This window comes from uncultured Microbulbifer sp., assembly GCF_947504145.1.
In the GTDB taxonomy this organism is placed as follows: Bacteria; Pseudomonadota; Gammaproteobacteria; order Pseudomonadales; family Cellvibrionaceae; genus Microbulbifer.
Window position 1 is genome coordinate 81,126 of sequence record NZ_CANNGQ010000002.1, and the last position, 21,981, is coordinate 103,106.

Here is a 21,981-nt window from a genome sequence, read left to right on the forward strand (position 1 = left end):
CCAGCATCGGAAGTAGTCTTAGCGGGCAGTGTGCAGCGCCAACCCGCATGGGTTAGACTTGCCTGTCGCTGGCCGCACCCGCGGTACTGTGATCTGTCGCACAAAGTGCGTGGGGATTCGGGTGTACAACAGCGGAGAAGGGTGGAACCCTCTCATACGAATAAATACTTCACGGAAATAAAGAGACGATTCTCATGAACAAAACTTCTTTGGCCGCTGCGGTTGCACTGGGTATTGCACTGGCTGGCTGTAACAAACAGGAGCCCGCTGGTTCCGCCGACGTCAAGCTCGAGTCCCAGGAGCAGAAGGTCAGCTATATCATCGCCGAAGATATGGCCAATCGCCTCAAAAGCCAGGAAGTGGCTCTGGACCCGAACATTGTCGCTATGGCGCTGAGCGATGTAGCCAGCGGTCGCGAGTCGCGTTTGAGCGAAGAAGAAAAGCAGGAAGTGATCAAGGTTTTCCAGGAGAGCATGCAGGCCAAGCAGAAAGAGCTGATGGCCAAGCAGGAAGAGGAATTCAAGGCTTCCGCCGGCAAGAACCTGGAAGAAGGTAAAAAATTCCTGGAAGAGAATGCCAAAAAAGAAGGCGTTCAGACTACCGATTCCGGCCTCCAGTACAAAGTGATCACTGAAGGCACCGGTGCCAGCCCGACCGAAACCAGCGTGGTAGAAGTGGACTATAAGGGCACACTGATCGACGGTACCGAGTTCGACAGCTCTTACAAAAATGGCAAGCCGGTTCAGTTCCCGGTAAACGGCGTGATCAAGGGCTGGACTGAAGCCCTGCAGCTGATGAAAGAAGGCGGCAAGTGGGAACTGTATATCCCCTCTGATCTGGCCTATGGTCCGGGCGGCGCTGGCGGTCTGATTGGCCCCAACTCCACATTGATCTTTGAAGTGGAACTGCACAAGGCGGACGTCAGCAACAACGAAGGCGCTGCGGAAGAAGAAGCCGTGGAAGAAGTGATCGAAGAGGATGCTACCGAATAAGGTGGTCAGATCTGCAAAAAAGAAAGGGGCCTCTGGCCCCTTTCTTTTTATGTGTTATCGCACATTTGCCACTTGGGCGAATGTGAGCGTGGCCCAGTCAGGCCAGCTGATTTTTATGCGCGGTGTGCAGCGTATCGATCATGCGATCCTCCGCCGCGAAGCGGGTTTCCAGAGCCACGCCGAGTTCTGAAAGATCTTTTTGCAGGGAGCCCAGGTCATCGGTCTCCAGATACTTGTCATTAAAGTCCACGGCCACATCGGTAGTGCCGTCAATCTCTCGGTACAGGGATTTGGCCTGCTGCAGGCCTTCGGTATCGCCGAACGCCTGACCTTCCTGGATGAGCTGGTCGTATACTTCAAAGTGTCCGGCAGACACATAGTCCACCAGCTGCTGGCACAGGAGGCGCACGCTGGTCTCGGCTTCTTTGTCGCTATCGGCGATCACCTTCTTTTCCGAGAGCTGGCAAAAGCTCACCAGGAGCGCCTGACGGGAGTGCAGCCAGCGATCGATGATCTGGCTGACGCCGCCCCAGCGTTCCTGCGCATTTTTACAGTTTTCCAACATCTCCAAGTTTCCTTTTGTAACTTCTTCAACGGCTCTTAGGAATGTAGAAGCTTCTGCCGCCGCGGGCAAGGAAGACACCGTAAAAAACGCCATAAAGCGACACCTGTCCGCTCTCACGGAAAATGCTGACGAAAAGGGCTCAGCTGGTCACGAGCAATGGCAATACCAGCGCGGTAAGGGCACCGCACAGCCCCATGGCCAGCGCCGAGAATGCGCCGCACAGGGCGCTGATTTCCAGCGCGCGCACGGTGCCGATGGCATGGGCGTTGATGCCGAGGGAGAAGCCCACTACCCGCTCGTCGGTGATGTTCAGCCGGCGCAGCAGACCCGGCCCGCACACGGCACCGACGATACCGGTAAAAGCCACGACACCGGCGGCGAGACTCTGAATGCCGTGCATCTCCTGTGCCAACGCCAGTGCCACCGGGGTGGTGACAGACTTGGTGGTGAGCGCCACAAGTACGGTTTTGCTGCCACCTAGCAGCAAGGCAATCACCACCGCCACCAGCGGCGCCAGCACGGCACCCAGCAGCAGCCCCAGTATCAGTGGCCAGCCCACTTTGCGGATCATGGTCAGGTTCTGTTTGAGGGGAATGGCGAGGGCAACCACCGCAGGGCCGAGCAGCAGGTACAGCAAGCCGCTGCCTCGCTGGTAGCCGGTGAAATCCACATTCAGCAACCACAGGCCGGCAAATACCAGCAGGCTGCCGCCCACCACCGGGTGCAGCAATGGGCTGCCGAGGCGGCGGTAAATTTTTAGTGCTACCCAGAACCCCAGAATGTTCAGGGGAAGAATAATCAGCGGGTGCGCCGCCGACAGTGGCGCGGTGAAATCACTGGCCGCCTGTTGCAGCTGGCTTAGCCACGTTTGCCACTCACTCCACATTGGTGTCTTCCCCCTGTGGGTTGCTGCGGCGGCGGATCAGGTGGTTCAGCAGCAGTGCGGTGAGGGTGAAGCTGATCAGGGTGCCGACCACCATGGCGACAGCCAGGGCGATCCAGTCATTGATGGCGAGGTCCCGCAGAAAATAAATGCCCACAGTGGCGGGCAATAGAATCAGCACGAGGTAGCGCAGCAGTTGCTCGGCGACTTCTGCCAGCCCTCGCGGAACGCGACCGTACAGCATCAGTGCCAGCAGCAGGAGCAGCATGCCCAGCACCGGGCCGGGTACCGGCAGGGAAAGAGCGCTGGTAAGAGTGCGGCCGGTAAGGTCAAAGGCCACCAGCAGGCCGGCCCCAAGCAGCCAGCGCGGGAGTTTTTTTAGCTGCGCCATGGGGGCGGATCAGTGTTTGCGGAACGCCTGCCAGACGCCGAACATGATCAGCCCGATAAACACCAGGGCGGCCCAGCCGGCAATGGAGAGACCGAGCAGGGTCCACTGCACTTCGGCGCAGTTGCCGTCGCCGGTGAGCAGGGTTTTGATGACTTCGGCCATGGGGAACACATCCACCATGTAGGTGATACCGGGGCCGCACGCGGGCACCTGGTCTTCCGGCAGGCTCTGCAGCCACAGCTGGCGGCCGGCGAAGTAGAGGCCGCCGATGGCGAACAGGGACACCAGCAGACCGTAGATGCGGCGGCCAATCTGGGTGGCGCCGGTGGGGTTGTGCAGGAAGGCGATGAGAGATACGAGGCCGACGCCGAGGAACATGACCCGCTGGGTGATACACAGGGGGCAGGGCTCCAACCCCATGATGTATTCCATGTAGAAGGCGACACCGAGCACGAGGATGACGGCGAGAAACATCAGTAGGAAGGTGGTGCGGGGTGTCGGCAGTGTCATAACGTTTATTGTCCGGATGGTTTCCGTTGCTCTGTTCCCAGGCGGAATTGTTCCGCCTGTTGGGTCAGGTCGCTGAATAATATTTGAAAGTCGTGTTCCAGCGCTTTCTGGTCGGCGCGCAGCAGGGGCAGTACGTCTGCCAGGGGCTGCGGGCGTCGCAGACGTAGCCCGACCCGTTCGAGGGTGCGCTGGATAATGTCTACGCGGCGGTAGCCGGGCAGCAGTTTAAATTGCTCGGCTCTTTGAATAAATGCCTGGGCGTTTTCCGGTATCCATTGCTGGCGCGTGCGAAAGTTGGACCAGCAGTGGTCGGTAAAGGTTTCGAGGGTTTGCGGGTGCCAGTTGTGCCAGTCGTTGGCGAGCAGGTGGTCGAACCAGATATCGAGGGCGATGCCGCCCAGCCTGCGCCACTGGGGGCCGAGGCGTTTGAGGGCGCTGAGGTAGGCGGGGTGTTGATCGCTGAGCAGGTCGATGCGCCGGTGCAGGCGCATGCCGTCTTCGATCGGTTCTGGGCGCTCGCCTTTGAGTGGCCCTTTGACGAAGTCACCGAGCAGGCCGCCCAGTTGCCAGTCCGGGTCGGGGCCCGAGAGTAGCAGGTGGGCGAGGTAGTTCATGCTCGGGTCCGTGGCTTGGGGTTTTTTTCAGGTTTTGGTGGTAGCGCCGCCTGCGCTTTGGCTTTAATGCCCTTTCTGACAGAAGGTGTACTGGGCGTAATACTGGCCGAGAAAATCTTCGAAGCTACCACTGTCCGCGGCTTCCACTTCTTTCTGCTTTTGCAGCGATTCTTTCGCAAGCCGCTCGAATTCCGCCTGGTCCGCGGCGTCCAGCGGACGCTCGAGGAAGTACTGGCGGTGTTGCTCTGCTTTGGACTGTGCCCACTGGAAGAAGGTCTGTTTGTGCTCGTGCATTTCCGCGAGCATCTGCGCGGCAGGTGTTGGCACCTTGCCGTCGATCTTGTCGCGCTGGACGCTGACGGCGCGCTGGTAGTCGCGGCTGTCCCAGGCGGTGTCGAGCAGTTCGGCCATGGGGTTGATCTGGTCGAGGAGTTCGCCGGCCCAGTCGGTGAGTTTGCGCTCGCCGCCGTTGTGAACCAGTTGCACCTCCGGGTCGCGGCCCTGATAGACGATGCGTGACTGGTTTTCCTGAATCGCGCGGTAGTCGGCGTCGTCGGTCATGGGGCTGTCGCTCAACAGGCAGTGCAGCAGGAAGGCGTCGAGGAAGCGCATCTGCGGGGCTTCTATACCCAGCGGGACGAAGGGGTTCAGGTCCAGGCAGCGGACTTCGATGTATTCCACTCCGCGGGCGTCGAGTGCGGAGAGGGCGGTTTCGCCCATGCCGGCGGGGTTTTTGGGGCGGATCGGGGAGTAGAACTCGTTTTCGATCTGCAGCAGGCCGGCGGAAAGTTGCTGGTATTCGCCGTTCTGGTCCTTCACACCCAGTTCTTGGTATTCCGGGTAGGGGCGGCTGATGGCCGCGCACAGGGTGGACAGGTAGCTGGGTAGGTCGTTGTAACAGACGATCAGGGATTTCTGTGCGTCGCTGGTGTAGCCCAGGTCGCCCATCCGCAGGGAGGTGGCCTGCGGGGAGTAGAGGCTGCGGCCGTCGCCGTCAAAAGGCTGCAGTTTGTGCTCGCGGTCCTGCACGAAAGTGCCACACACGGCGGGGGCGGCACCGAACAGGTAAATCAGCAGCCAGTAGTGGCGACGGAAATTGCGGATCAGGTCGAAGTAACGACGGGTTTTGAAGTCTTTCAGGGCTTCGTCGCTGCCCTCTTTCTGCTGCAGCCACTGCCAGAAGCTGTCCGGCAGCGAGAAGTTGTAGTGGATACCGGCGATGGTCTGCATGGCGCGGCCATAGCGCACGCCCAGGCCGAGGCGGTAGATACTCTTCATGGTGCCGCTGTGGGAGTCGCCGTAGCGGGCCACCGGGATATCTTCGTCGCGGCCGATGCGCCCGGGCATGCTGTTCACCCACAGCCGCTCGTCGCCGATCTGGCTGTAGGTGTAGCGGTGGATATGATCGAGCTGTTCCAGCGCCTGCTCCGGTGTGGCCAGCGGCGGAGTGATAAATTCCAGCAGGGCTTCGGCGAAGTCGGTGGTGATGTAGTCGTGGGTGAGTGCGGAGCCGAGGCCTTTGGGGTGTTCGGTTTGTGCCAGCTCTCCTTCGGGGGAGACCCGCAGGCCTTCCTTTTCAATGCCGCGGCGGATGCCCTTCAGCAGCGTTAAAGCTTCCGGCTGGGCCAGCTCGGCCAGATTGAACGTCGACAAGGGAATCTCCTGTGAGCAGCCGGGGTAGGCTGGTTGGCCGGATGCGCCATGGAGGACGCTCTGCTTAAAGTCAGTCCGGCCTAAATGGGGGCGCGTGCTGGCAACTCAAGTGGTGAATGCGACCGTAGCGGGTCAGGGTTGCTCGATTGCGGACTCGGGGGGCTGATCCGGCTGAATCTCCGGCGGCACTTCTGGAGAGTGGCCGGGATACTGATCCGGGTTTACCTCGGGCTGCGGTTGCGGCTCTACTTCCGGTGCCGGCGCAGGATCCACTTCGGGGTTGTGTTCCGGTGGGGTCTCGCTGGGACCTGGCTGTGGCAGCTCGTCGGGATCACCGGCACTGGCTGCTTCCTCTGCGGTGGCGTCGGCGGCAAGCAGAGGTTCGTCGCTCAGGGCGTCGTCGGGGACCTGGGGATGCTTTTTGGTGTCGAGCGGGCATTCGAGCAGCTCAATACGCAGGCTGACGTTGCGGGTGTTGGCTTCGAACATCTGGTTGATGGCGACATCTTTGTGTTCGGTGCGGAACAGCTTGTTGTTCTCGCGGCCATCAATCCACTCGTTGCTTTTGCTCAAAAACTGCTGGTGCTGGTTGGTCAGCACGTAGACGTGACTCATGGGCAGGGACATCGTTGCTCAGACATGGGGGCAGTTTAGCGGTGGCTGGGAGGAGGCTCAAGGATTGGGGGGGATTGCGGATTTTCATTGAAGTCTGTGGCGGCACCGAGACCGGGTACAACCTTGCGAGACACGCGCTAGGCGCCCCCCGGAACCCATCCCTGGGGGCTCTGCAAAAACATCCTGTTTTTGAAGGTCTGGCAAGGCGGTACCCGGTCTCGGCGCCTTCGCCGAGAGGTTTGGTGTTCTATCCCGCCGTTGTTACAGGGTCTTCAGCGGATAATGCGCCGGATACGGCAACCGGGCGGAGCCACTGTCTACCGCGGCGCGGGCCACGGCCGCCGCCACTTCTGGCAGCAGGCGCGGGTCGGTGGGTTTGGGCAGGATGTAGTCGGCACCGAAGCTCAGCTCGATACCGCCGTAGCCCGCGCGCACTTCCTCCGGCACCGGCTCGCGCGCAATCTTGCGAATCGCCTCGATGGCCGCGAGCTTCATGTCCTCATTGATGCGCGTGGCGCGTACATCCAGCGCACCGCGGAAAATGAACGGGAAGCACAACACGTTGTTGACCTGGTTCGGGTAGTCCGAGCGGCCGGTGGCCATAATCAGGTCGTCGCGGGTGGCGTGGGCCAGCTCTGGGGAGATTTCCGGATTCGGGTTGGAACAGGCGAAAACCACGGGTTTTTCCGCCATGTGTGCCAGCTGCTCGGCGGACAGCAGGTCCGGGCCGGATACGCCGAGGAATACATCGGCGCCTTCGATGGCATCGTCGAGGGTGCGCATTTCGGTGTCGCGCGCCCACTCGCCTTTATAGGCATTGATATCGCTGCGCCCGGAGTGGATTACGCCGCGGCTGTCGAGCATGGTGATCTGGTCTTTCTTGGCTCCGGCGGCCAGCAGCAATTTACAGCAGGCGGTGGCGGCAGCGCCGGCGCCGAGGCACACGATGCGCACGTCTTCAATCTGTTTCCCCTGGATCTCCAGCGCATTGAGCATGCCGGCCACGGTAACGATGGCGGTGCCGTGCTGGTCGTCGTGGAACACCGGTACCGAGCAGCGCTCCACCAGGGTTTCCTCGATATGGAAGCACTCCGGCGCCTTGATGTCTTCCAGGTTGATACCGCCGAAGGTGTTGGCGATGGCCGCGACCGTCTCGATAAAGCGCTCCGGGCTCGGGCAGTCCACTTCGATATCCACCGAGTTGATGTCGGCGAAACGCTTGAATAGCAGTGATTTACCTTCCATAACTGGTTTGGAGGCCAGTGGGCCCAGGTTGCCGAGGCCGAGAATGGCGCTGCCGTTGGAAATCACCGCCACCAGATTGCCCTTGCCCGTATACAGGTAGGCCGCTTCCGGGTCTTTGGCGATCTCGCGCACCGGTTCTGCCACCCCCGGACTGTAGGCCAGGGACAGGTCTTCCTGGGTTTGTGCAGGGGTAGTGAGTTCCACCGAAAGTTTGCCCGGTGTCGGCAAGGCATGGTAATCGAGCGCTGCCTGGCGCAGTGAGTCGGTCATCAGGATGTCATCTCTTGGGTTTGGAGTGCCCCCAACATTCTGCGGTTGGCGGCAGGTTACTGCGGATATTTTGATTTTATTGTGGGGGACGAATGTCCCTTACCCGAGGCGCGGAGAATAACCGAGACGACTGCAAGTTCACAAGCTCAAAAATTAAACTGAGCGAAAGATTTATACTAATAAGGCTGTAAAAATAACTTATCGTCGCATTTTATTATGTAGTTTTTCTACAAGATTAGGATGAAATTGCGGTTTGCCGGCCCGGAAGATAGCCATTCTCCACTTTTGCGCAACTTGCCAATAGGCCGTTTCCCGTGGCCAGAATCCAAAATCTTCACGTTTGAGCGTTTGAGCGTTTGAGCGTTTGAGCGTTTGAGCGTTTGAGCAGAGAGGACGAGAGCGGAAAGTTCTGACCAAATAAATACCTTCATTCTTTTGTCACAGCCTGACGCTAGGGTCATGGACGTCAAATTTCTCCATGATGGTTGTGAACAAGCATGTTGCTCTCCCTACTTTCCCGCCGCCTTTGCTGGAGCTTCTGTTGCCTGGTGCTGTGTGGCTGCCAGCCAGATGAGGCGGTAATCACTGGCGATCTCGATGCAGCGGCTCTCTTGCCGGCGGTTGCGACGGACCAGCGCCTTCCCGCTCTCGGCACACACGAGGCCAACCCGGAAGCGCCGGTGCCACCCATGTGTTACACCAAAACCGAGGGCCGCCATAACCCCTGTTACGTGTGTCACCAGCTGTATGAACGCGATCCGCAGCGGCCGCGCATGAACATGCTGGACGACGGCGGTATCCAGGGCACCTATCTGTTCTCCGAAGAAGGGCTGGAAAACCACTGGGCCAACCTGTTTGTGGACCGCACGGAATGGCTGGATAAGGTGAGTGATGCGGCAATCATCCGTTACATCAATCAGGACAATTACAGCAGACTGCCCGCGCGGCTGGAGGCCCAGGGGTGGCAAGGTTTTATTCCGGACCTGACGGATTTCGATCAGGCCGCTGCGGCGTTTGATGAGGAAGGCTTCGCCCGCGACGGCAGCGGTTGGGTGGCGTTCAACTATAAACCCCTGCCGAGCACCTTTTGGCCGACCAATGGCAATACCGACGATGTGGCCATTCGTCTGCCAGGCGAATTCCAGCAGCGCGATGGTGAAACTTCGCGCAGGGTCTACCAACTCAACCTGGCGCTGGCCGAGCTCACGATCAAACAACTGGATGGCGTCCGCATCCCAAGCACGGACGAGCGCGTGGTGAATCGCGATCTCGATGGCGATGGTCAGCTGGCTGGCGCAGCCAACTGGATGGCGGCTCAAAGCCACTACTTTGGCGATGCGAGTAACGTGGCGGTGGTGGGTCAGCAATTTCCCAAAGGCACCGAGTTTATTCACTCCGTGCGTTATGTGGGGGTGGATGATGCGGGCAATATCGGTGTTCCCGCGCGCATGAAAGAAGTGCGCTACATGAAAAAGATCCGCGAGTTGACCGAGTCGGATCTGGACAACCGCTACCGCACCGAGCGCAAGGAAAAGGTGTTGGGGGAGCTGCCCTACTATATCGATCACGGTGATAAAGGCCGTGAAAATGGTATGGGCTGGTTGCTTACCGGGTTTATCGAAGACTACGACGGCGAACTCCGGCCGCAGAACCGCGAGGAAATGCTGTTCTGCATGGGCTGCCACGCGGCCATCGGTACCACCATTGATCAGACCTTCTCATTCGCGCGCAAGGTCACCGGCCCGGAAGGCTGGGGATATATTAACCTGCGCGGTATGCAGGACGCCCCGAGTCTTGATCAGGACGAAGGTGAAATTCTCCAGTATCTGAAACGTGCGGGTGGCGGTAGTGAATTCCGTGAGAACCCGGAAATGCTCGCGCGCTGGTACAACACCGATGGCACGGTGAACGAAGAGGCAGTGCTGGCGGCCGATGTGTACCAGTTGATTACACCGTCCCGCGAACGCGCGCTCGCCATGAATAAAGCCTACAGCCATATTGTCCGACATCAGAGTTATGTACAGGGCCGCGACGCCAGTTGGTTGCCGGCGCAGAATGTGCACAGCAAGATCGAAGATTCAACGCCACCGCTACAGGCGGAGCACCGTTTGTTCGGCTGGGATATGCGTCTCGACTGGACTGAAAAACAGTAACACCCCGTGCGAGTGGGAACTAATTTCATTGCCGTTAAATATTTAGCAACAAAGTTTCACTCTAATCGTCATGGAACGATCGTCGTTCCTTAACACCCGGTGTGGATCATTGGTGATAGCGTCAGCAATTTTGCTCGCGCTTTTACTTATGCATTTCACGGGGGCAAGACCATGGAAAACAAGGGTTCAATTTTTAGAAAAAATGCGCTCGCCATCGCAGTGCTCGGCGCGCTGTTGCTGGGCGGTTGCGCGGATGATGGGTCAAATGGATTGAGCGGTACCGACGGCGTTGATGGTGTCAACGGTGTCGATGGCGTTAACGGAGCGGATGGCCAGGACGGTGCCGACGGTGAAGATCTGACCGCCGCACCCGCGCTGACCCGCATCGCGACAATATCCTTGGGCGCTGAAGTGACCGGCATCTTTAAAACCGATAATGGTGAATTATTTTTCAACGTCCAGCACCCCTCTGACACCCTGCCGGACGGCTGGAATGATGCCGCGGTCGGTGCCTGGACCGGTCTGGATATCGACAACCTGGATCCGCATCTGGAGCCGGTTGCGGTGCCGGCGTCCGACTCGCCGGAAGCTCAGGTAGTGCAAGTTGCTACCGGAAGCTACCAGGTTCTCGGCCGCAGTGGCGATACGTTTGGCGGTGCGCTGCCGTTTGGTTTTGGCGCCATCGTCAAAGGCGACCAGTCCATGTCACTGAAGCAGTCTCAGAACCCGGATTTCAACGCCTTTATTCCCACCAGCGCTGACGGCAGTGAAGGTTTGCTGTACGTGGCCTGGGAAGATCGTCCGGGCGCAGTGAACCGCCTGCATTTGCAGCGCCAGGAAGATGGCAGCTGGAATGTCACAGGCGCTTCCGATGTGGACTTTTCTGCGGTCCAGGGCACCCTGATCAACTGCTTTGGCAGCGTCTCCCCCTGGGGTACTCCGCTGACCGCAGAAGAAAATTACGAGGCGGAAAACACGGCACACTGGAATGATCCCAATTATTCCAGCGGCTACCCGAACAATGCAGATATCGACCTGCTCACGGACTACCTCGGTGGCGACTATCCCAACCCGTATCGCTACGGCCATATCGTCGAGATCACGGAGCCCAAGTCGGACGCGCCGGTGCCGGTAAAACTCTTTACCCTGGGCCGCATGGCGCATGAAAACCCCATCGTTATGCCGGACCGAAAAACCGTTTACCTGACCGACGACGGTGGCAGCAAAGGTTTCTTCAAATTCGTTGCCGATACCGCCGGTGACCTGGGTGCGGGTACCCTGTACGCGGCAAAAGTGGTGCAGGATGCAACCCGCGATCCTGCCAAGGCCGGTTTTGACATCAGCTGGATTGAACTGGGCCACGCCAGCAACGATGAGCTGGAAAGCTGGATTTCCGAGTACGACGGTATTGACCGCAGCGACTACGTGGAAGGGGAAACCAGTTACATTTCCGATGCGGAAATCGAAGCCTACGCTGCCGGCACTGCCGCCGACAGCCGTGTTGGATTCCTGGAATCCCTGCGCGCTGCAGAGGCCATGGGTGCGACGGTGGAATTCAACAAAATGGAAGGTATCAACATCAACCAGCATGGCGCAGCCGATGGCAGCATCCCGTACATGTATGTGGCAATGGCTTCTGTCGATTACGCCATGTCCGATGATGAAGGGGATATTCAGGTCGATGCCAACAAGTGCGGCGTAGTGTACCGATTTGGGTTGCAGCCAGATTACGACGTAATCCGCATGGAGCCGGTGGTTGTCGGCGGTACCTATGATGCCGGTGCTGAAAACCGCTGTCCGGTGGATGCCATTTCCAGCCCAGACAACATCGAAGTGCTGGACGATGGCCGTGTACTGATCGGCGAAGACTCGGGCAATCACGTCAACAACGCCATGTGGGTGTACAACCCGAAGGGCGAATAAGCCATGAGTGGAAGCCCAGAGGGCTAATGGCGCGAATACATCGCGCCGCCGGGTCCGCCGCAAAACCGTGCGGGCCCGGTGTTTTCTTCTAGCGCACAAACTCCAGCGTCTGCATCGAGTCCACGGTCATAAACCAGCGTTTGTGCCCGGGATTTTTCTTCACGTATTTCTCCCCCCGGTCCACCAGCCAGCCGCGCACCAGCACCTTGTCGCCGCGCCAGTTCTTGACGTGTTCGTAACGGGGGATGGCTTTCGGGTTGATACGCAGCGCCACCGGGCCGTCCAGATCCAGCCAGATAGTGCGATTGGGGCGTATCTTTTCGGGATGTATCTTCTCAATGATCCCACTCAGCAATACAAAGCCACCGTCCCCCTTGCGTATATGTTCTGCCGGCATTACCGGCCAGACGCCCGGCGCCCACACCCCTCGCTGCTGCTCGCGGGCTTCTTCTTCGCGGCTGGACAGGCATTCGGCGAGGGCGAGGTTTGGTGCCACCGCGATATGAAATGCCAGGCCTGCGGAGAGCAGCGCGGATTCCAGGCTGTCGCCGCGGTGGTTGTACACGTGGGCCAGTACGCGGCCATGGTTGTCGCGGCGGTCGCGGTCGTACACCAGTTCCAGGTCGCCGCCGCTCAGAAAGCGTTGCACAAACTCCCGTGCCTCTTCCGCCAGAGGTTGTGCCCGGCGTTGCCCGTGGGCCAGCTCCGGGGTATTCACCCCGATCAGGCGTATCCGGCGTCCGTCTTTGAGGCGCAGGGTGTCCCCGTCCACCACTTTCTTGAGGGCCACCAGCTCATCCGCCTCTCCCAGCACGCAGTCGGCGAGCGCGGGTGCGGGTGAAAACAGGCTGAGTAGTAACAGGCAGGCACAAAAAAAGACGCCGAGGGGATCCCTGGGCGTCTTTCTGGTAAGCATTGCGCTGGTCACGGCGGGAAATACAAAAGCCATCCCGGCGTGCCGTTCGCGGGTACTTACTTGGAGATGCGGCTGCCGAAACGCTTCTTGAAGCGGTCTACGCGGCCACCGGTGCTCGCTTCGCGCTGCTTGCCAGTGTAGAAAGGGTGGCAGTTGGCGCACACGTCCAGCTGGATGTCCTTGCCCAGAGTGGAACCCATTTTGTAGGAGTTGCCACAGGAGCAGGTCGCGGTGATTTCGCTGTAATTCGGGTGGATATCGGTCTTCATGATGGCCTCTTTTCGATACCGCCACCCAGTCACTTGCTGAGCACGGGATCGTCTTTGGTACAGGGGACTTCTCCCCGGGCTGTTTAAAAAGTCGGCGCATACTATCAGAATAGCCCGCCGATTCAAGCGCTAATGCGGCTGCCGGCAGCGCAGCACACCGCATTTACTCACCGGTGGTTCAGCCCCCGGCGGCACTGGCGTCGATCAGTGTCTGCAGCGCGGACATATGACCGTCCAGTGCCGAGCGACCGGCGGGGGTAAGTTGGTACCAGGTGGTCGGTTTGCGCTCCACGAAATCCTTGCGGGATTGAATATAGCCCCGATCCTCCAGTTTACGCAGTTGCGCCCCCAGGTTGCCGTCGGTGGCCTGTAGCTGCTCCTTGAGCCGCGCAAAGGTCACCTCTCCGTGTTTGGCCAGCAGTACACAGGTCCCCAGGCGGATCCGGTGCTCCAGCAGCGGGTCGAGAGATATCAGCGCTTTCATTGATCACCGCCCGCCTTGATTGCGGCGCGGCGGCTGAAGCCCGCCCAGCACAGGGCGATACTCACGGTGATGCCGGTGATGGTCCAGGTATACGGCGGCAGTAGCACCACGAGAACACCGTAGGCGAGCAGCATCAGAATGCCGCACCACAACAGCGGCCGCTCCAGGTGCACCCCGGCGAGACCGTAAGCGATGCCGGTCACCAGCAGAAAATTGGCCCCGCCCATTTCCGGTGACACGCGCCCCAGCATCAGCGGCAGGAAACACAGCAGAAAGGCGGCACCTACCAGGCACCAGTGCAGTCCGTACCGCTGTGCAAGTTGCGGATTGTTTACCCCGGCGCGCCGGCTCTGGCGCGCACCCAGCCACCAGCTGAACAGCCCCCCGCCGATACCGGCGAACAACCAGTAGATGCCGGCCAGCTGCGGGGCGAAGTCCGGCAGGCTGAAGCCCACGGCGATCAACAGCGCCCATAGGTAGTAGAGTGCGGGAATCCCGCCCTCGGTCGCGTCGGCGCGCACCGCGCTGCTGATATAGTCCAGGTCACTCTGCAATTTATTGACGTCGGTCATGGTCACGATTCCCTTGTGGATACATCCGAAGTTGAGATGGGTGTTCTAGAGCTCTCTAATATTTAGAGTTAATGTGTAGAGTACTTTAATTTTTAGAGTTCGCAACAGGTTTCTGATTAAATCGTGTGAAACGGCAGTGTTTGGCGCCAGATTCTGGCGGAGGCTTAGCGTCAGCCGGTTGGCTGGCGCTCTAGATTCCGGGCGGGCGGCAATGGGGTCGCGGAACTCAAATTGCAACGGCGACTGTACCGACAGGCGCCAGCCGGTAAACTAACGCGCTTTTGCGTCCGGCGTACCGGCAACCGCCGGGCGCGATGCCGTGGCGGCGATAACCATTTTATATAGGGGGCAGTTTGACGGGACCGGCGGTGCAATCATCCAACCAGACAGAGAACCAGGGCGCGGCATCGACCGCGGCGCGTGTGATTCTGCGGTTGGCGGTCCCGGTTCCCCTGCGCCGCCTGTTCGATTATCTGCCCCCCGAGGGGTTGGGTGCGGCGGATTTGCGCCCGGGGCAGCGCTTCTGGGTCTCTTTCGGCAACCGCAATCTGGTCGCGGTGCTGGTGGATGTGGTGGCGGAGTCACCGCTGGCGGAACTCAAGCCGGCGCTGGAGCGGATCGACCGCCAGCCGATTTTTGACGACCGCAGTCGCGGTTTCCTGCAGTGGGCTGCGGATTATTATCAGGCCCCGCTCGGCGAGCTCTACGCCGCCGCTCTGCCGGTAGCCCTGCGCAAGGGCAAACCCGCCGATCACTGGGCGGAGCAGTGGCTGGAACTCACCACCGACGGCAAGGGGTTACCGGAAACCGCGTTGGCGCGGGCGAAAAAGCAGCAGGAACTTTTACAACTGCTGTTGGGCAGCGGCCGCCAGAGCCGCACCGCGCTCACTGCCCGCGGGCTGAATAGCACCGTGTGCAAGGCGTTGATTGAGCGCGGCCTGGCGCGCTGGGTATCTGGCCCCACGGCGCCGCCGCCCATGGAGGCCGTTGAGCCGCGCCCGGCCCCTGAATTGAATGATGAGCAGCGCGAGGTGATCGACCGTGTTGCGGCTACCGGCTTCAGCGCCTCATTGCTGGAAGGCACCACCGGCAGTGGCAAGACCGAGGTCTATCTGCGCCTGATGGAGCGCGCCCTGCGCGACGGCAATCAGGCCCTGCTACTGGTGCCGGAAATCGGCCTGACGCCACAGACCCTGCGCCGCATCGCCGCGCGCTTCCCGGACTTTCGCATCGCCGCCCTGCATTCGGGCCTCGCCGACGGCGAGCGCGCCCGCGCCTGGCTGTCTGCCGCCAGCGGCGTGGCGGATATTGTGATCGGCACCCGCTCCGCCATCTTCACCCCGCTGCCGCGCCTCGGGGTGATTTTGATCGACGAGGAACACGACGGCTCCTTCAAACAGCAGGACGGGGTGCGCTACTCCGCACGGGATCTTTCCGTGGTACTGGCCAAGAACACCGGCGTGCCGGTTCTGCTGGGCTCCGCCACGCCCTCTCTGGAAAGCCTGCACAACGCCCTCTCCGGCCGCTATCAGCACCTGCGCCTGCGTCACCGCGCCGGCAATGCGCGCCCGCCCGAGATCAGCCTGGTGCCGACTCTGCATCAGCAGCTGCAGGAAGGATTCGCGCCGCAGGTACTGCGGCATATCGGCGAAACCCTGAAGCGCGGTGAGCAGGCGCTGGTGTTTATCAACCGCCGCGGCTACTCCCCGGCGCTCACCTGCGACGACTGCGGCTGGCTGGCGGACTGCCCACACTGCTCCGCCAAACTCACCTTGCACCGCCGCCAGCGCCAGCTGCGCTGCCATCACTGCGATTACCGCATGCGCGAGGTACACAGTTGCCCCCAGTGCCACAGCCGCAAGCTCAATGCACTGGGCGCGGGTACCGAGCGCAGTGAGGACTTCCTTACCCACAGCTTCCGGGATTTCCCGGTGGTGCGGGTGGACCGCGATACCACTTCCAGCAAACAGGCGCTGGATAAACTGCTGGAGCCGGCGCGCAACGGCGAGCCTTGCCTGCTACTGGGTACCCAGATGCTGGCCAAGGGGCACCATCTGCCGAGGGTCACCCTAGTGGTGATCCAGGATGCGGATGGCGGCCTGTTCAGTGCCGATTTCCGCGCTCCCGAGCGCATGGGGCAGCTATTGGAACAGGTTGCCGGCCGCGCCGGCCGCGAGGACCTGCCCGGCCATGTTCTGGTGCAGAGCCGCTATCCCGAGCACCCGCTGCTGCAGTTGCTCCTCACCAGGGGCTACGGTGCCTTTGCGCGCCAGTTGATGGAAGAGCGCAAAATCGCCCAGCTGCCGCCGGTGCGGGCCATGGCGCTGGTGCGTGCAGAATGCGAGGAACCCCGTTGGGCGGAAGAGTTTTTGACCACCGCGCGCGACTATTTACAGGCCGTGGCGCCGCCGTCTCCGGAACTGCAGTATCTGGGTCCGGTGCCCGCGCTGCTGGAGCGCAAGTCCGGCCGCTTCCGCTTCTATATTCAGATCACGGCAGACAAGCGCGGCCTGCTGCAGAGAATTCTGGCGCAGTTCAGTCATTGGGCCGAGGGCAATCGCAACCGGCGGATACGCTGGGCGGTCGATATGGACGCACAAGAACTTTCATAAGTGCTTTCTCAAGAACTTTCCTGGAACTTCCCTAAACACCCGCCGCAAGCGTTACAATTTGCCGCCCGCAGAATAATCAGCAAAGCTCGAGAGAAGTGCCATGGCCCGCCGCAATACCCGTCGCCAACAATCTACCGGTAAACCCGCCTGGGTCTGGTTTGTGCTGGGCAACTTTGTCGGCGGTTTTGCGGTATTCGTATTTCTGCTGAATGACCTGAAAATCGAGCAGGGCAAAGTTGCGGCCCGTGCCGACAAGCCCGCCGCTCGTGAGCCTGCGCCCACAGAAGCCAAGCCGCGCTTCGATTTCTACAAATTACTGGAAGAAAACGAGGTAAAAGTCCCCAAGCCGAAGAACCAGCAGGTTCGGGTGCGCGAGGGAGATGACAAGAGCGGCGACACCCAGGAGCGGGCGGAGCCCAAATCCGACCTGGTATACATCCTCCAGGCCGCCAGCTTCCGTGACAAAGCCGAAGCCGAGCGTCTGCGTGCCCAGCTGATGCTGGCCAACCTGGACGTCAAAGTGGAGTCTGCCACGGACAATCGCGGCACCTGGCACCGCGTCCTGGTCGGCCCCTATACCAACCGCTCCAAAATGGCTGCAGCGCGCGGAGTACTCGCCGAGCACCGCCTGATGCCGCTGGTGCTCAAACGCCCGGCACAAGGTTGAGAGTGTGAACCTGGTAAAGTGGCGGTGCCGCTACCGGGTATAACCTTGGGCTATTCAGTCTCCACCAGCTTCCGGGTTATCCAGTGCGCCAGCGGCGCAATGAAAGAAACCAGCGGAAACGCAATCACCCAGGCCGCAATACCCGCGTGCAGCCAGCGCTCCAGAAACCCCTCGGTCAGCCCCGTATTGATCACCGTCACCACGCCCGACATCAGCGTCGACATGAAAAACGACATAAACAGGGCGAAAACCAGCGTGTAATAACGATGCTTGATGCGGGCCATAGTATTCCTCTCGATACCGCTGAAAGAAGCCGCGCAGTATAAAGCCGCAACCCCCACGTTGAAATCTAGCCCCATCGACCACACTTAGTGCATCTGAAATGTAAAACATCGAGGCACACGTGGAACAATATCGCGGCACTACCATCCTCTCCTGCCGTCGGAACGGCAAAGTCGTTATCGGCGGTGACGGGCAAGTCTCCATGGGCAACACCATCATGAAGGGCAACGCCCGCAAAGTGCGCCGCCTGTACAACGACAAGGTCATCGCCGGATTCGCCGGTGGCACCGCCGACGCCTTCACCCTGTTCGAACGCTTCGAAGCCAAACTCCAGGCTCACAACGGCCAGCTCACCCGCGCCGCCGTCGAGCTCGCCAAAGACTGGCGCACCGACCGCGCTTTGCGCCGACTCGAAGCACTGCTCGCCGTCGCCGACGAAACCGCCAGCCTGATCGTCACCGGCAACGGCGACGTGATTCAGCCCGAAGACGACCTCATCGCCATCGGCTCCGGCGGGCCGTTCGCCCAGTCCGCGGCGCGCGCACTGCTCGACAACACCGAGCTGGATGCCAGAACTATTGTGGAGCAGGGTTTGAAAATTGCCGGTGATATCTGTGTGTATACCAACCAGAATCACACGATTGAAGAGCTGAGCTATTAACTGGCGTCCCGATCCGGTGCCACGCCGCCCCGCAGCGGGAACAAAACGCGCGGGGCCTGAAAAATATGCGAGGGCGATGTTCGCCTGCAAGCAGGCTCCATCGGGGCTGTAGAAAATCGAAATTGCGAGTTTTGTTATGTCCATGACCCCCAGAGAAATCGTCCACGAACTCGACCGTCACATCGTCGGCCAGAACGACGCCAAGCGCGCCGTCGCCATCGCCTTGCGCAATCGCTGGCGCCGTATGCAGGTCAACGAAGAGCTGCGTGCGGAAATTACCCCGAAAAACATTCTGATGATCGGCCCTACCGGTGTTGGCAAAACCGAAATCGCCCGCCGCCTCGCCAAACTCGCCGGCGCCCCGTTTATAAAAGTTGAAGCCACCAAATTCACCGAAGTCGGCTACGTCGGTCGCGATGTAGAATCCATCGTGCGCGACCTCGTTGAAATGGCCATCAAGCTCGAGCGTGAACGCGCCACCGAAGGTGTCAAACAGCGCGCGATGGACGCCGCCGAAGACCGCGTTCTCGACGCCCTTCTGCCCCCCGCCCGCAACACAGATCCCAGCGATAAAGACTCCAGCACCCGCCAGGTCTTTCGCAAAAAATTGCGCGAAGGCGAGCTCGACGACAAGGAAATCGAAATCGACGTTTCCGCCAACCCCATGGGTGTGGAAATCATGGCGCCCCCGGGCATGGAAGAAATGACCAATCAGCTGCAGGGCATGTTCTCCAATATGTCCAAGGGGAAAACCCAAAAGCGCAAGGTCACCGTCAAACAGGCGCTCAAGCAACTGACGGACGATGAAGCTGGCAAGCTGGTGAATGACGAAGAAATCAAAACCAAAGCGATCCAGACAGCCGAGCAAAACGGCATTGTGTTTATTGATGAAATCGACAAAGTTGCCAAGCGCCAGGAAAGCGGCGGCGCCGACGTCTCCCGCGAAGGTGTGCAGCGCGACCTGCTGCCACTGATCGAAGGCTGCACCGTGACCACCAAATACGGCATGCTCAAAACAGACCACATTCTGTTTATCGCCTCCGGCGCCTTCCACCTGTCCAAACCCTCGGACCTGATCCCGGAACTACAGGGCCGCCTGCCGATCCGTGTGGAACTGAGCTCGCTCACCTCCAAGGATTTCCAGCGCATCCTCACCGAGCCGTCTGCGTCACTCACCGAACAGCAGAAAGCACTGATGAATACCGAAGGTGTAAATCTGGAATTCGCGGACGACGGTATCCAGCGCATCGCCGAAGTGGCGTTCGAAGTGAACGAGTCCACCGAAAACATCGGCGCGCGCCGCCTACACACCGTGCTGGAGCGGCTGCTGGAAGAAGTGTCATTCGCCGGCGGCGATGGCAACAGTAGCGTCACGATCGACGCGGCCTACGTGGACAAGCATCTGGGTGAGCTGAGCAAAGACGAAGATCTGTCGCGCTTTATTCTCTAATAAACACCGCCCCCCCACGTGTGCCAGGAGCCTGCCCGGCAGGTTCCTGGTAAGCGGCGAAATATCCGGAACCCCCCATGCCCGCCCCCAAAAAAATCCGCCTGGATAAATCGGAAAAACAGCTTGTCCTGCAATACCCGGACAACGCATTCACCCTCCCCGCAGAATACCTCCGCGTCTACTCCCCGAGCGCCGAAGTCCGCGGCCACGGCGCCGATCAGGGCAACCTGGTCACGGGCAAGCTCCACGTAGGCATCGACCGCGTGGCAGCCGCCGGCCGCTACGCCCTGCAGATCTTCTTTGACGACGGCCACGACAGCGGCATTTACACCTGGGACTACCTGCGCGAACTCTGCGATACGCAAACGGAAAAATGGCAGGACTACCTCGAGCGCCTGGATTTGGCCGGTCAGGGCCGCGACCCGGATGAGAGCCCGGTCAAGCTGATCGGCTGACGCCGCAGTAAAACTGACGCATTTTTCCGGTACCCTTAGCGCAATTCTTTTTACATCCTATTAATTCCAGATTGCAATTGGGGGATCTCTCATGCAGTTGAATCGCTTTTCTTTGGCCTTCACCCTGGCCTTCGGCGCCACCCTCGCCGCCTGCCACAGCGGCAAATCCGAAACGGTCGAGACTGAAACCGGCGAATCGAAAGCCCCGAAAGCTGCCGATTTTTCCACGACCGCCGCGAGCCTGCCGGACACACAGCGCAACAGCAGCTGGTTCCAGAGTGGCCGCGATGCCATCGCCAGAGCCAGCGCGGTCACCATCAACAATCAGCCCGGTGCTGCCAAAAACGTGATCCTGTTTGTGGGGGATGGCATGGGCATCTCTACCGTCACCGCCGCACGGATTCTCGCCGGGCAGCAGCAAGGTCTGAGCGGAGAGGAATACCAGCTCAGTTTTGAAAAGATGCCCTTCGCCGGCCTAATCAAAACCTACAACACCAACCAGCAGACCCCGGATTCTGCCGGCACCGCCACCGCCATGCTGGCCGGTGTGAAAACCAAAGCCGGTGTCCTCAACGTGGAGGAAAGCGTGGCCCGCGGAGATTGCGCCGGCAGCCTGCAGCGCCCGCTGACCACCGCCCTGGAGCTGGCCGAAGAGCGCGGCAAGCGCACCGCCATCGTCAGCACCGCGCGCATCACCCACGCCACTCCGGCGGCCACCTATGCCAAGGTGCCCGAGCGCGGCTGGGAAGCGACGGCGCCGGAAGGCTGCAAAGATATTGCCACCCAGATGGTAGAGCTGACCGCGGGCGACGGAATCGACGTGATCATGGGCGGCGGCCGCCGCAGTTTCCTGCCCAAGGAGGTTACTGACCTTGAAGGCAACACTGGCAAGCGTGAAGACGGCGTCAACCTGATCGATGCCTGGAAGGAGCGTTACGGCAATCAGGCGGACAGTGTCGTGTACATTGAAGACCAGGCGGGCTTTGACAACATCGACGTCGCGGGCACTGACAAGCTACTGGGCCTGTTCGAAAGCTCCCATATGCGCTACGAGATCGACCGCAAAAACGACAAGGCGGGCGAGCCGTCCCTCGCGGACATGACCGGCAAGGCCATCGACCTGCTGAGCAATAAAAGTAACAACGACCAGGGTTACTTTATGCTGATCGAGTCCGGACGTATCGATCACGGTCACCACGCCGGCAGTGCACACAACGCTCTCACCGACACAGTGGAATTTGCCAAGGCCATTCAGCTCGCCATGGACCGCACCAGCGCCGAAGACACCCTGATCATCGTCACCGCAGACCACAGCCACGTCATGACCATCGCCGGCTACCCCACCCGCGGCAACCCGATTCTTGGCAAGGTCGTCACTAATAACCCCGAAGGCGCACCGGAACCCGACGTGGCACTGGCAGCCGATGGCAAACCCTACACCACCATCACCTACGCCAACGGCCTCGGCCACGCTCACTATGGCGCCAGCACCGACGCCGATGACCGCTACGAAGACCCGGCCAGCGCTGGCCGCCAGGACATCAGCGGCGATGACACTGAAGCCCAGGGTTATCATCAGGAGGCCTTGGTGCCTCTGGGTAGCGAAACGCACGCCGGTGAAGACGTTGGTGTGTGGGCCCGAGGCCCCGGTGCACATCTGTTAAGCGGCACCAATGAGCAGAGCTTGATCTTTCATGTGATGGCGCATGCGGGTGGTTTGTTGGGTGAGTAGTGCTGGCCGAAGAGGTGGGAAAATAAACCCTTTCCGCTAAAACGAAAAAAGCCGCATCCAGAGGTGC

General features: G+C 60.2%; 22 protein-coding genes. 9 read left to right on the plus strand and 13 right to left on the minus strand.

The genetic code is table 11. The annotated features are described in order from the left end of the window. Positions 1-194: 194 nt before the first annotated feature. Positions 195-992, plus strand: a complete 798-nt coding sequence (locus Q1A74_RS06900) for an FKBP-type peptidyl-prolyl cis-trans isomerase (RefSeq protein ID WP_299594036.1) — start codon at positions 195-197, stop codon at positions 990-992. 97 nt (positions 993-1,089) lie between these two features. Here Q1A74_RS06900 and rsd read toward each other — a convergent pair whose 3' ends face one another. The 8 genes from rsd to Q1A74_RS06940 all read right to left on the minus strand — a co-directional run bounded on the left by rsd (position 1,090) and on the right by Q1A74_RS06940 (position 7,738). Further along, positions 1,090-1,557, minus strand: a complete 468-nt coding sequence (gene rsd / locus Q1A74_RS06905) for a sigma D regulator (RefSeq protein WP_299594038.1) — start codon at positions 1,555-1,557, stop codon at positions 1,090-1,092. 139 nt (positions 1,558-1,696) lie between these two features. Next, positions 1,697-2,443, minus strand: coding sequence for an LrgB family protein (locus tag Q1A74_RS06910; protein WP_299594040.1), 747 nt, complete (start codon positions 2,441-2,443; stop codon positions 1,697-1,699). Then, positions 2,433-2,831 carry a CidA/LrgA family protein gene (locus Q1A74_RS06915; protein WP_299594042.1) on the minus strand — a complete coding sequence of 133 codons (399 nt, stop codon included), beginning with the start codon at positions 2,829-2,831 and terminating at the stop codon, positions 2,433-2,435. Before Q1A74_RS06915 ends, Q1A74_RS06910 begins: the two co-directional genes overlap by 11 nt. 9 nt (positions 2,832-2,840) lie before the next feature. Next, entirely contained in the window at positions 2,841-3,341 is a 501-nt protein-coding gene (locus Q1A74_RS06920) for a disulfide bond formation protein B (protein ID WP_299594044.1), read from the minus strand. Between the two features lie 5 nt (positions 3,342-3,346). Further along, positions 3,347-3,955 (minus strand): ACP phosphodiesterase, encoded by a 609-nt coding sequence (locus Q1A74_RS06925; protein ID WP_299594046.1) that lies wholly within the window; start codon positions 3,953-3,955, stop codon positions 3,347-3,349. Between the two features lie 63 nt (positions 3,956-4,018). Then, a complete protein-coding gene (gshA, locus tag Q1A74_RS06930; protein ID WP_299594048.1) occupies positions 4,019-5,608 on the minus strand; it encodes a glutamate--cysteine ligase in 1,590 nt (529 codons plus the stop codon). A 132-nt stretch (positions 5,609-5,740) separates the two neighbouring features. Continuing rightward, positions 5,741-6,223, minus strand: coding sequence for a hypothetical protein (locus tag Q1A74_RS06935; protein ID WP_299594050.1), 483 nt, complete (start codon positions 6,221-6,223; stop codon positions 5,741-5,743). A 261-nt stretch (positions 6,224-6,484) separates the two neighbouring features. Then, positions 6,485-7,738: a malic enzyme-like NAD(P)-binding protein gene (locus Q1A74_RS06940; RefSeq protein ID WP_299594052.1), complete on the minus strand. Its 1,254-nt coding sequence runs from the start codon at positions 7,736-7,738 to the stop codon at positions 6,485-6,487. 497 nt (positions 7,739-8,235) lie between these two features. Here Q1A74_RS06940 and Q1A74_RS06945 point away from each other — a divergent pair, with 497 nt between their 5' ends. Continuing rightward, positions 8,236-9,891 (plus strand): hypothetical protein, encoded by a 1,656-nt coding sequence (locus Q1A74_RS06945; RefSeq protein WP_299594054.1) that lies wholly within the window; start codon positions 8,236-8,238, stop codon positions 9,889-9,891. Between the two features lie 171 nt (positions 9,892-10,062). Next, positions 10,063-11,814 (plus strand): alkaline phosphatase PhoX, encoded by a 1,752-nt coding sequence (locus Q1A74_RS06950; protein WP_299594056.1) that lies wholly within the window; start codon positions 10,063-10,065, stop codon positions 11,812-11,814. Positions 11,815-11,902: 88 nt separating this feature from the next. Here Q1A74_RS06950 and Q1A74_RS06955 read toward each other — a convergent pair whose 3' ends face one another. The 4 genes from Q1A74_RS06955 to Q1A74_RS06970 form a co-directional block, all read right to left on the minus strand. Continuing rightward, positions 11,903-12,763, minus strand: a complete 861-nt coding sequence (locus Q1A74_RS06955) for a thermonuclease family protein (protein WP_299594058.1) — start codon at positions 12,761-12,763, stop codon at positions 11,903-11,905. 23 nt (positions 12,764-12,786) lie between these two features. Continuing rightward, on the minus strand, positions 12,787-12,999 hold the full coding sequence (gene rpmE, locus Q1A74_RS06960; RefSeq protein WP_078082942.1) for a 50S ribosomal protein L31: 213 nt from the start codon (positions 12,997-12,999) through the stop codon (positions 12,787-12,789). A 178-nt stretch (positions 13,000-13,177) separates the two neighbouring features. Continuing rightward, positions 13,178-13,483 carry a transcriptional regulator gene (locus Q1A74_RS06965; RefSeq protein ID WP_299594062.1) on the minus strand — a complete coding sequence of 102 codons (306 nt, stop codon included), beginning with the start codon at positions 13,481-13,483 and terminating at the stop codon, positions 13,178-13,180. Beyond that, positions 13,480-14,055: a hypothetical protein gene (locus tag Q1A74_RS06970; protein WP_299594064.1), complete on the minus strand. Its 576-nt coding sequence runs from the start codon at positions 14,053-14,055 to the stop codon at positions 13,480-13,482. Before Q1A74_RS06970 ends, Q1A74_RS06965 begins: the two co-directional genes overlap by 4 nt. Positions 14,056-14,423: 368 nt before the next feature. Between Q1A74_RS06970 and Q1A74_RS06975 the strand changes: the two genes are divergently transcribed. Together Q1A74_RS06975 and Q1A74_RS06980 are read left to right on the plus strand one after the other, a co-directional pair. Further along, positions 14,424-16,667 (plus strand): primosomal protein N', encoded by a 2,244-nt coding sequence (locus Q1A74_RS06975; protein WP_299594066.1) that lies wholly within the window; start codon positions 14,424-14,426, stop codon positions 16,665-16,667. Positions 16,668-16,767: 100 nt separating this feature from the next. Further along, positions 16,768-17,334, plus strand: a complete 567-nt coding sequence (locus Q1A74_RS06980; RefSeq protein ID WP_299594068.1) for an SPOR domain-containing protein — start codon at positions 16,768-16,770, stop codon at positions 17,332-17,334. A 50-nt stretch (positions 17,335-17,384) separates the two neighbouring features. Here Q1A74_RS06980 and Q1A74_RS06985 read toward each other — a convergent pair whose 3' ends face one another. Further along, positions 17,385-17,618, minus strand: a complete 234-nt coding sequence (locus tag Q1A74_RS06985) for a DUF2798 domain-containing protein (protein ID WP_299594070.1) — start codon at positions 17,616-17,618, stop codon at positions 17,385-17,387. A gap of 119 nt (positions 17,619-17,737) precedes the next feature. Here Q1A74_RS06985 and hslV point away from each other — a divergent pair, with 119 nt between their 5' ends. The 4 genes from hslV to Q1A74_RS07005 all read left to right on the plus strand — a co-directional run bounded on the left by hslV (position 17,738) and on the right by Q1A74_RS07005 (position 21,914). Further along, complete coding sequence (gene hslV / locus Q1A74_RS06990) at positions 17,738-18,277, plus strand: ATP-dependent protease subunit HslV (RefSeq protein ID WP_206998635.1); 540 nt, start codon at positions 17,738-17,740, stop codon at positions 18,275-18,277. 136 nt (positions 18,278-18,413) lie between these two features. Next, on the plus strand, positions 18,414-19,727 hold the full coding sequence (gene hslU, locus Q1A74_RS06995) for an ATP-dependent protease ATPase subunit HslU (RefSeq protein ID WP_299594079.1): 1,314 nt from the start codon (positions 18,414-18,416) through the stop codon (positions 19,725-19,727). Positions 19,728-19,804: 77 nt separating this feature from the next. Next, a complete protein-coding gene (locus Q1A74_RS07000; RefSeq protein ID WP_299594081.1) occupies positions 19,805-20,182 on the plus strand; it encodes a DUF971 domain-containing protein in 378 nt (125 codons plus the stop codon). Between the two features lie 91 nt (positions 20,183-20,273). Continuing rightward, positions 20,274-21,914, plus strand: a complete 1,641-nt coding sequence (locus Q1A74_RS07005; protein WP_299594083.1) for an alkaline phosphatase — start codon at positions 20,274-20,276, stop codon at positions 21,912-21,914. Positions 21,915-21,981 lie beyond the last annotated feature (67 nt).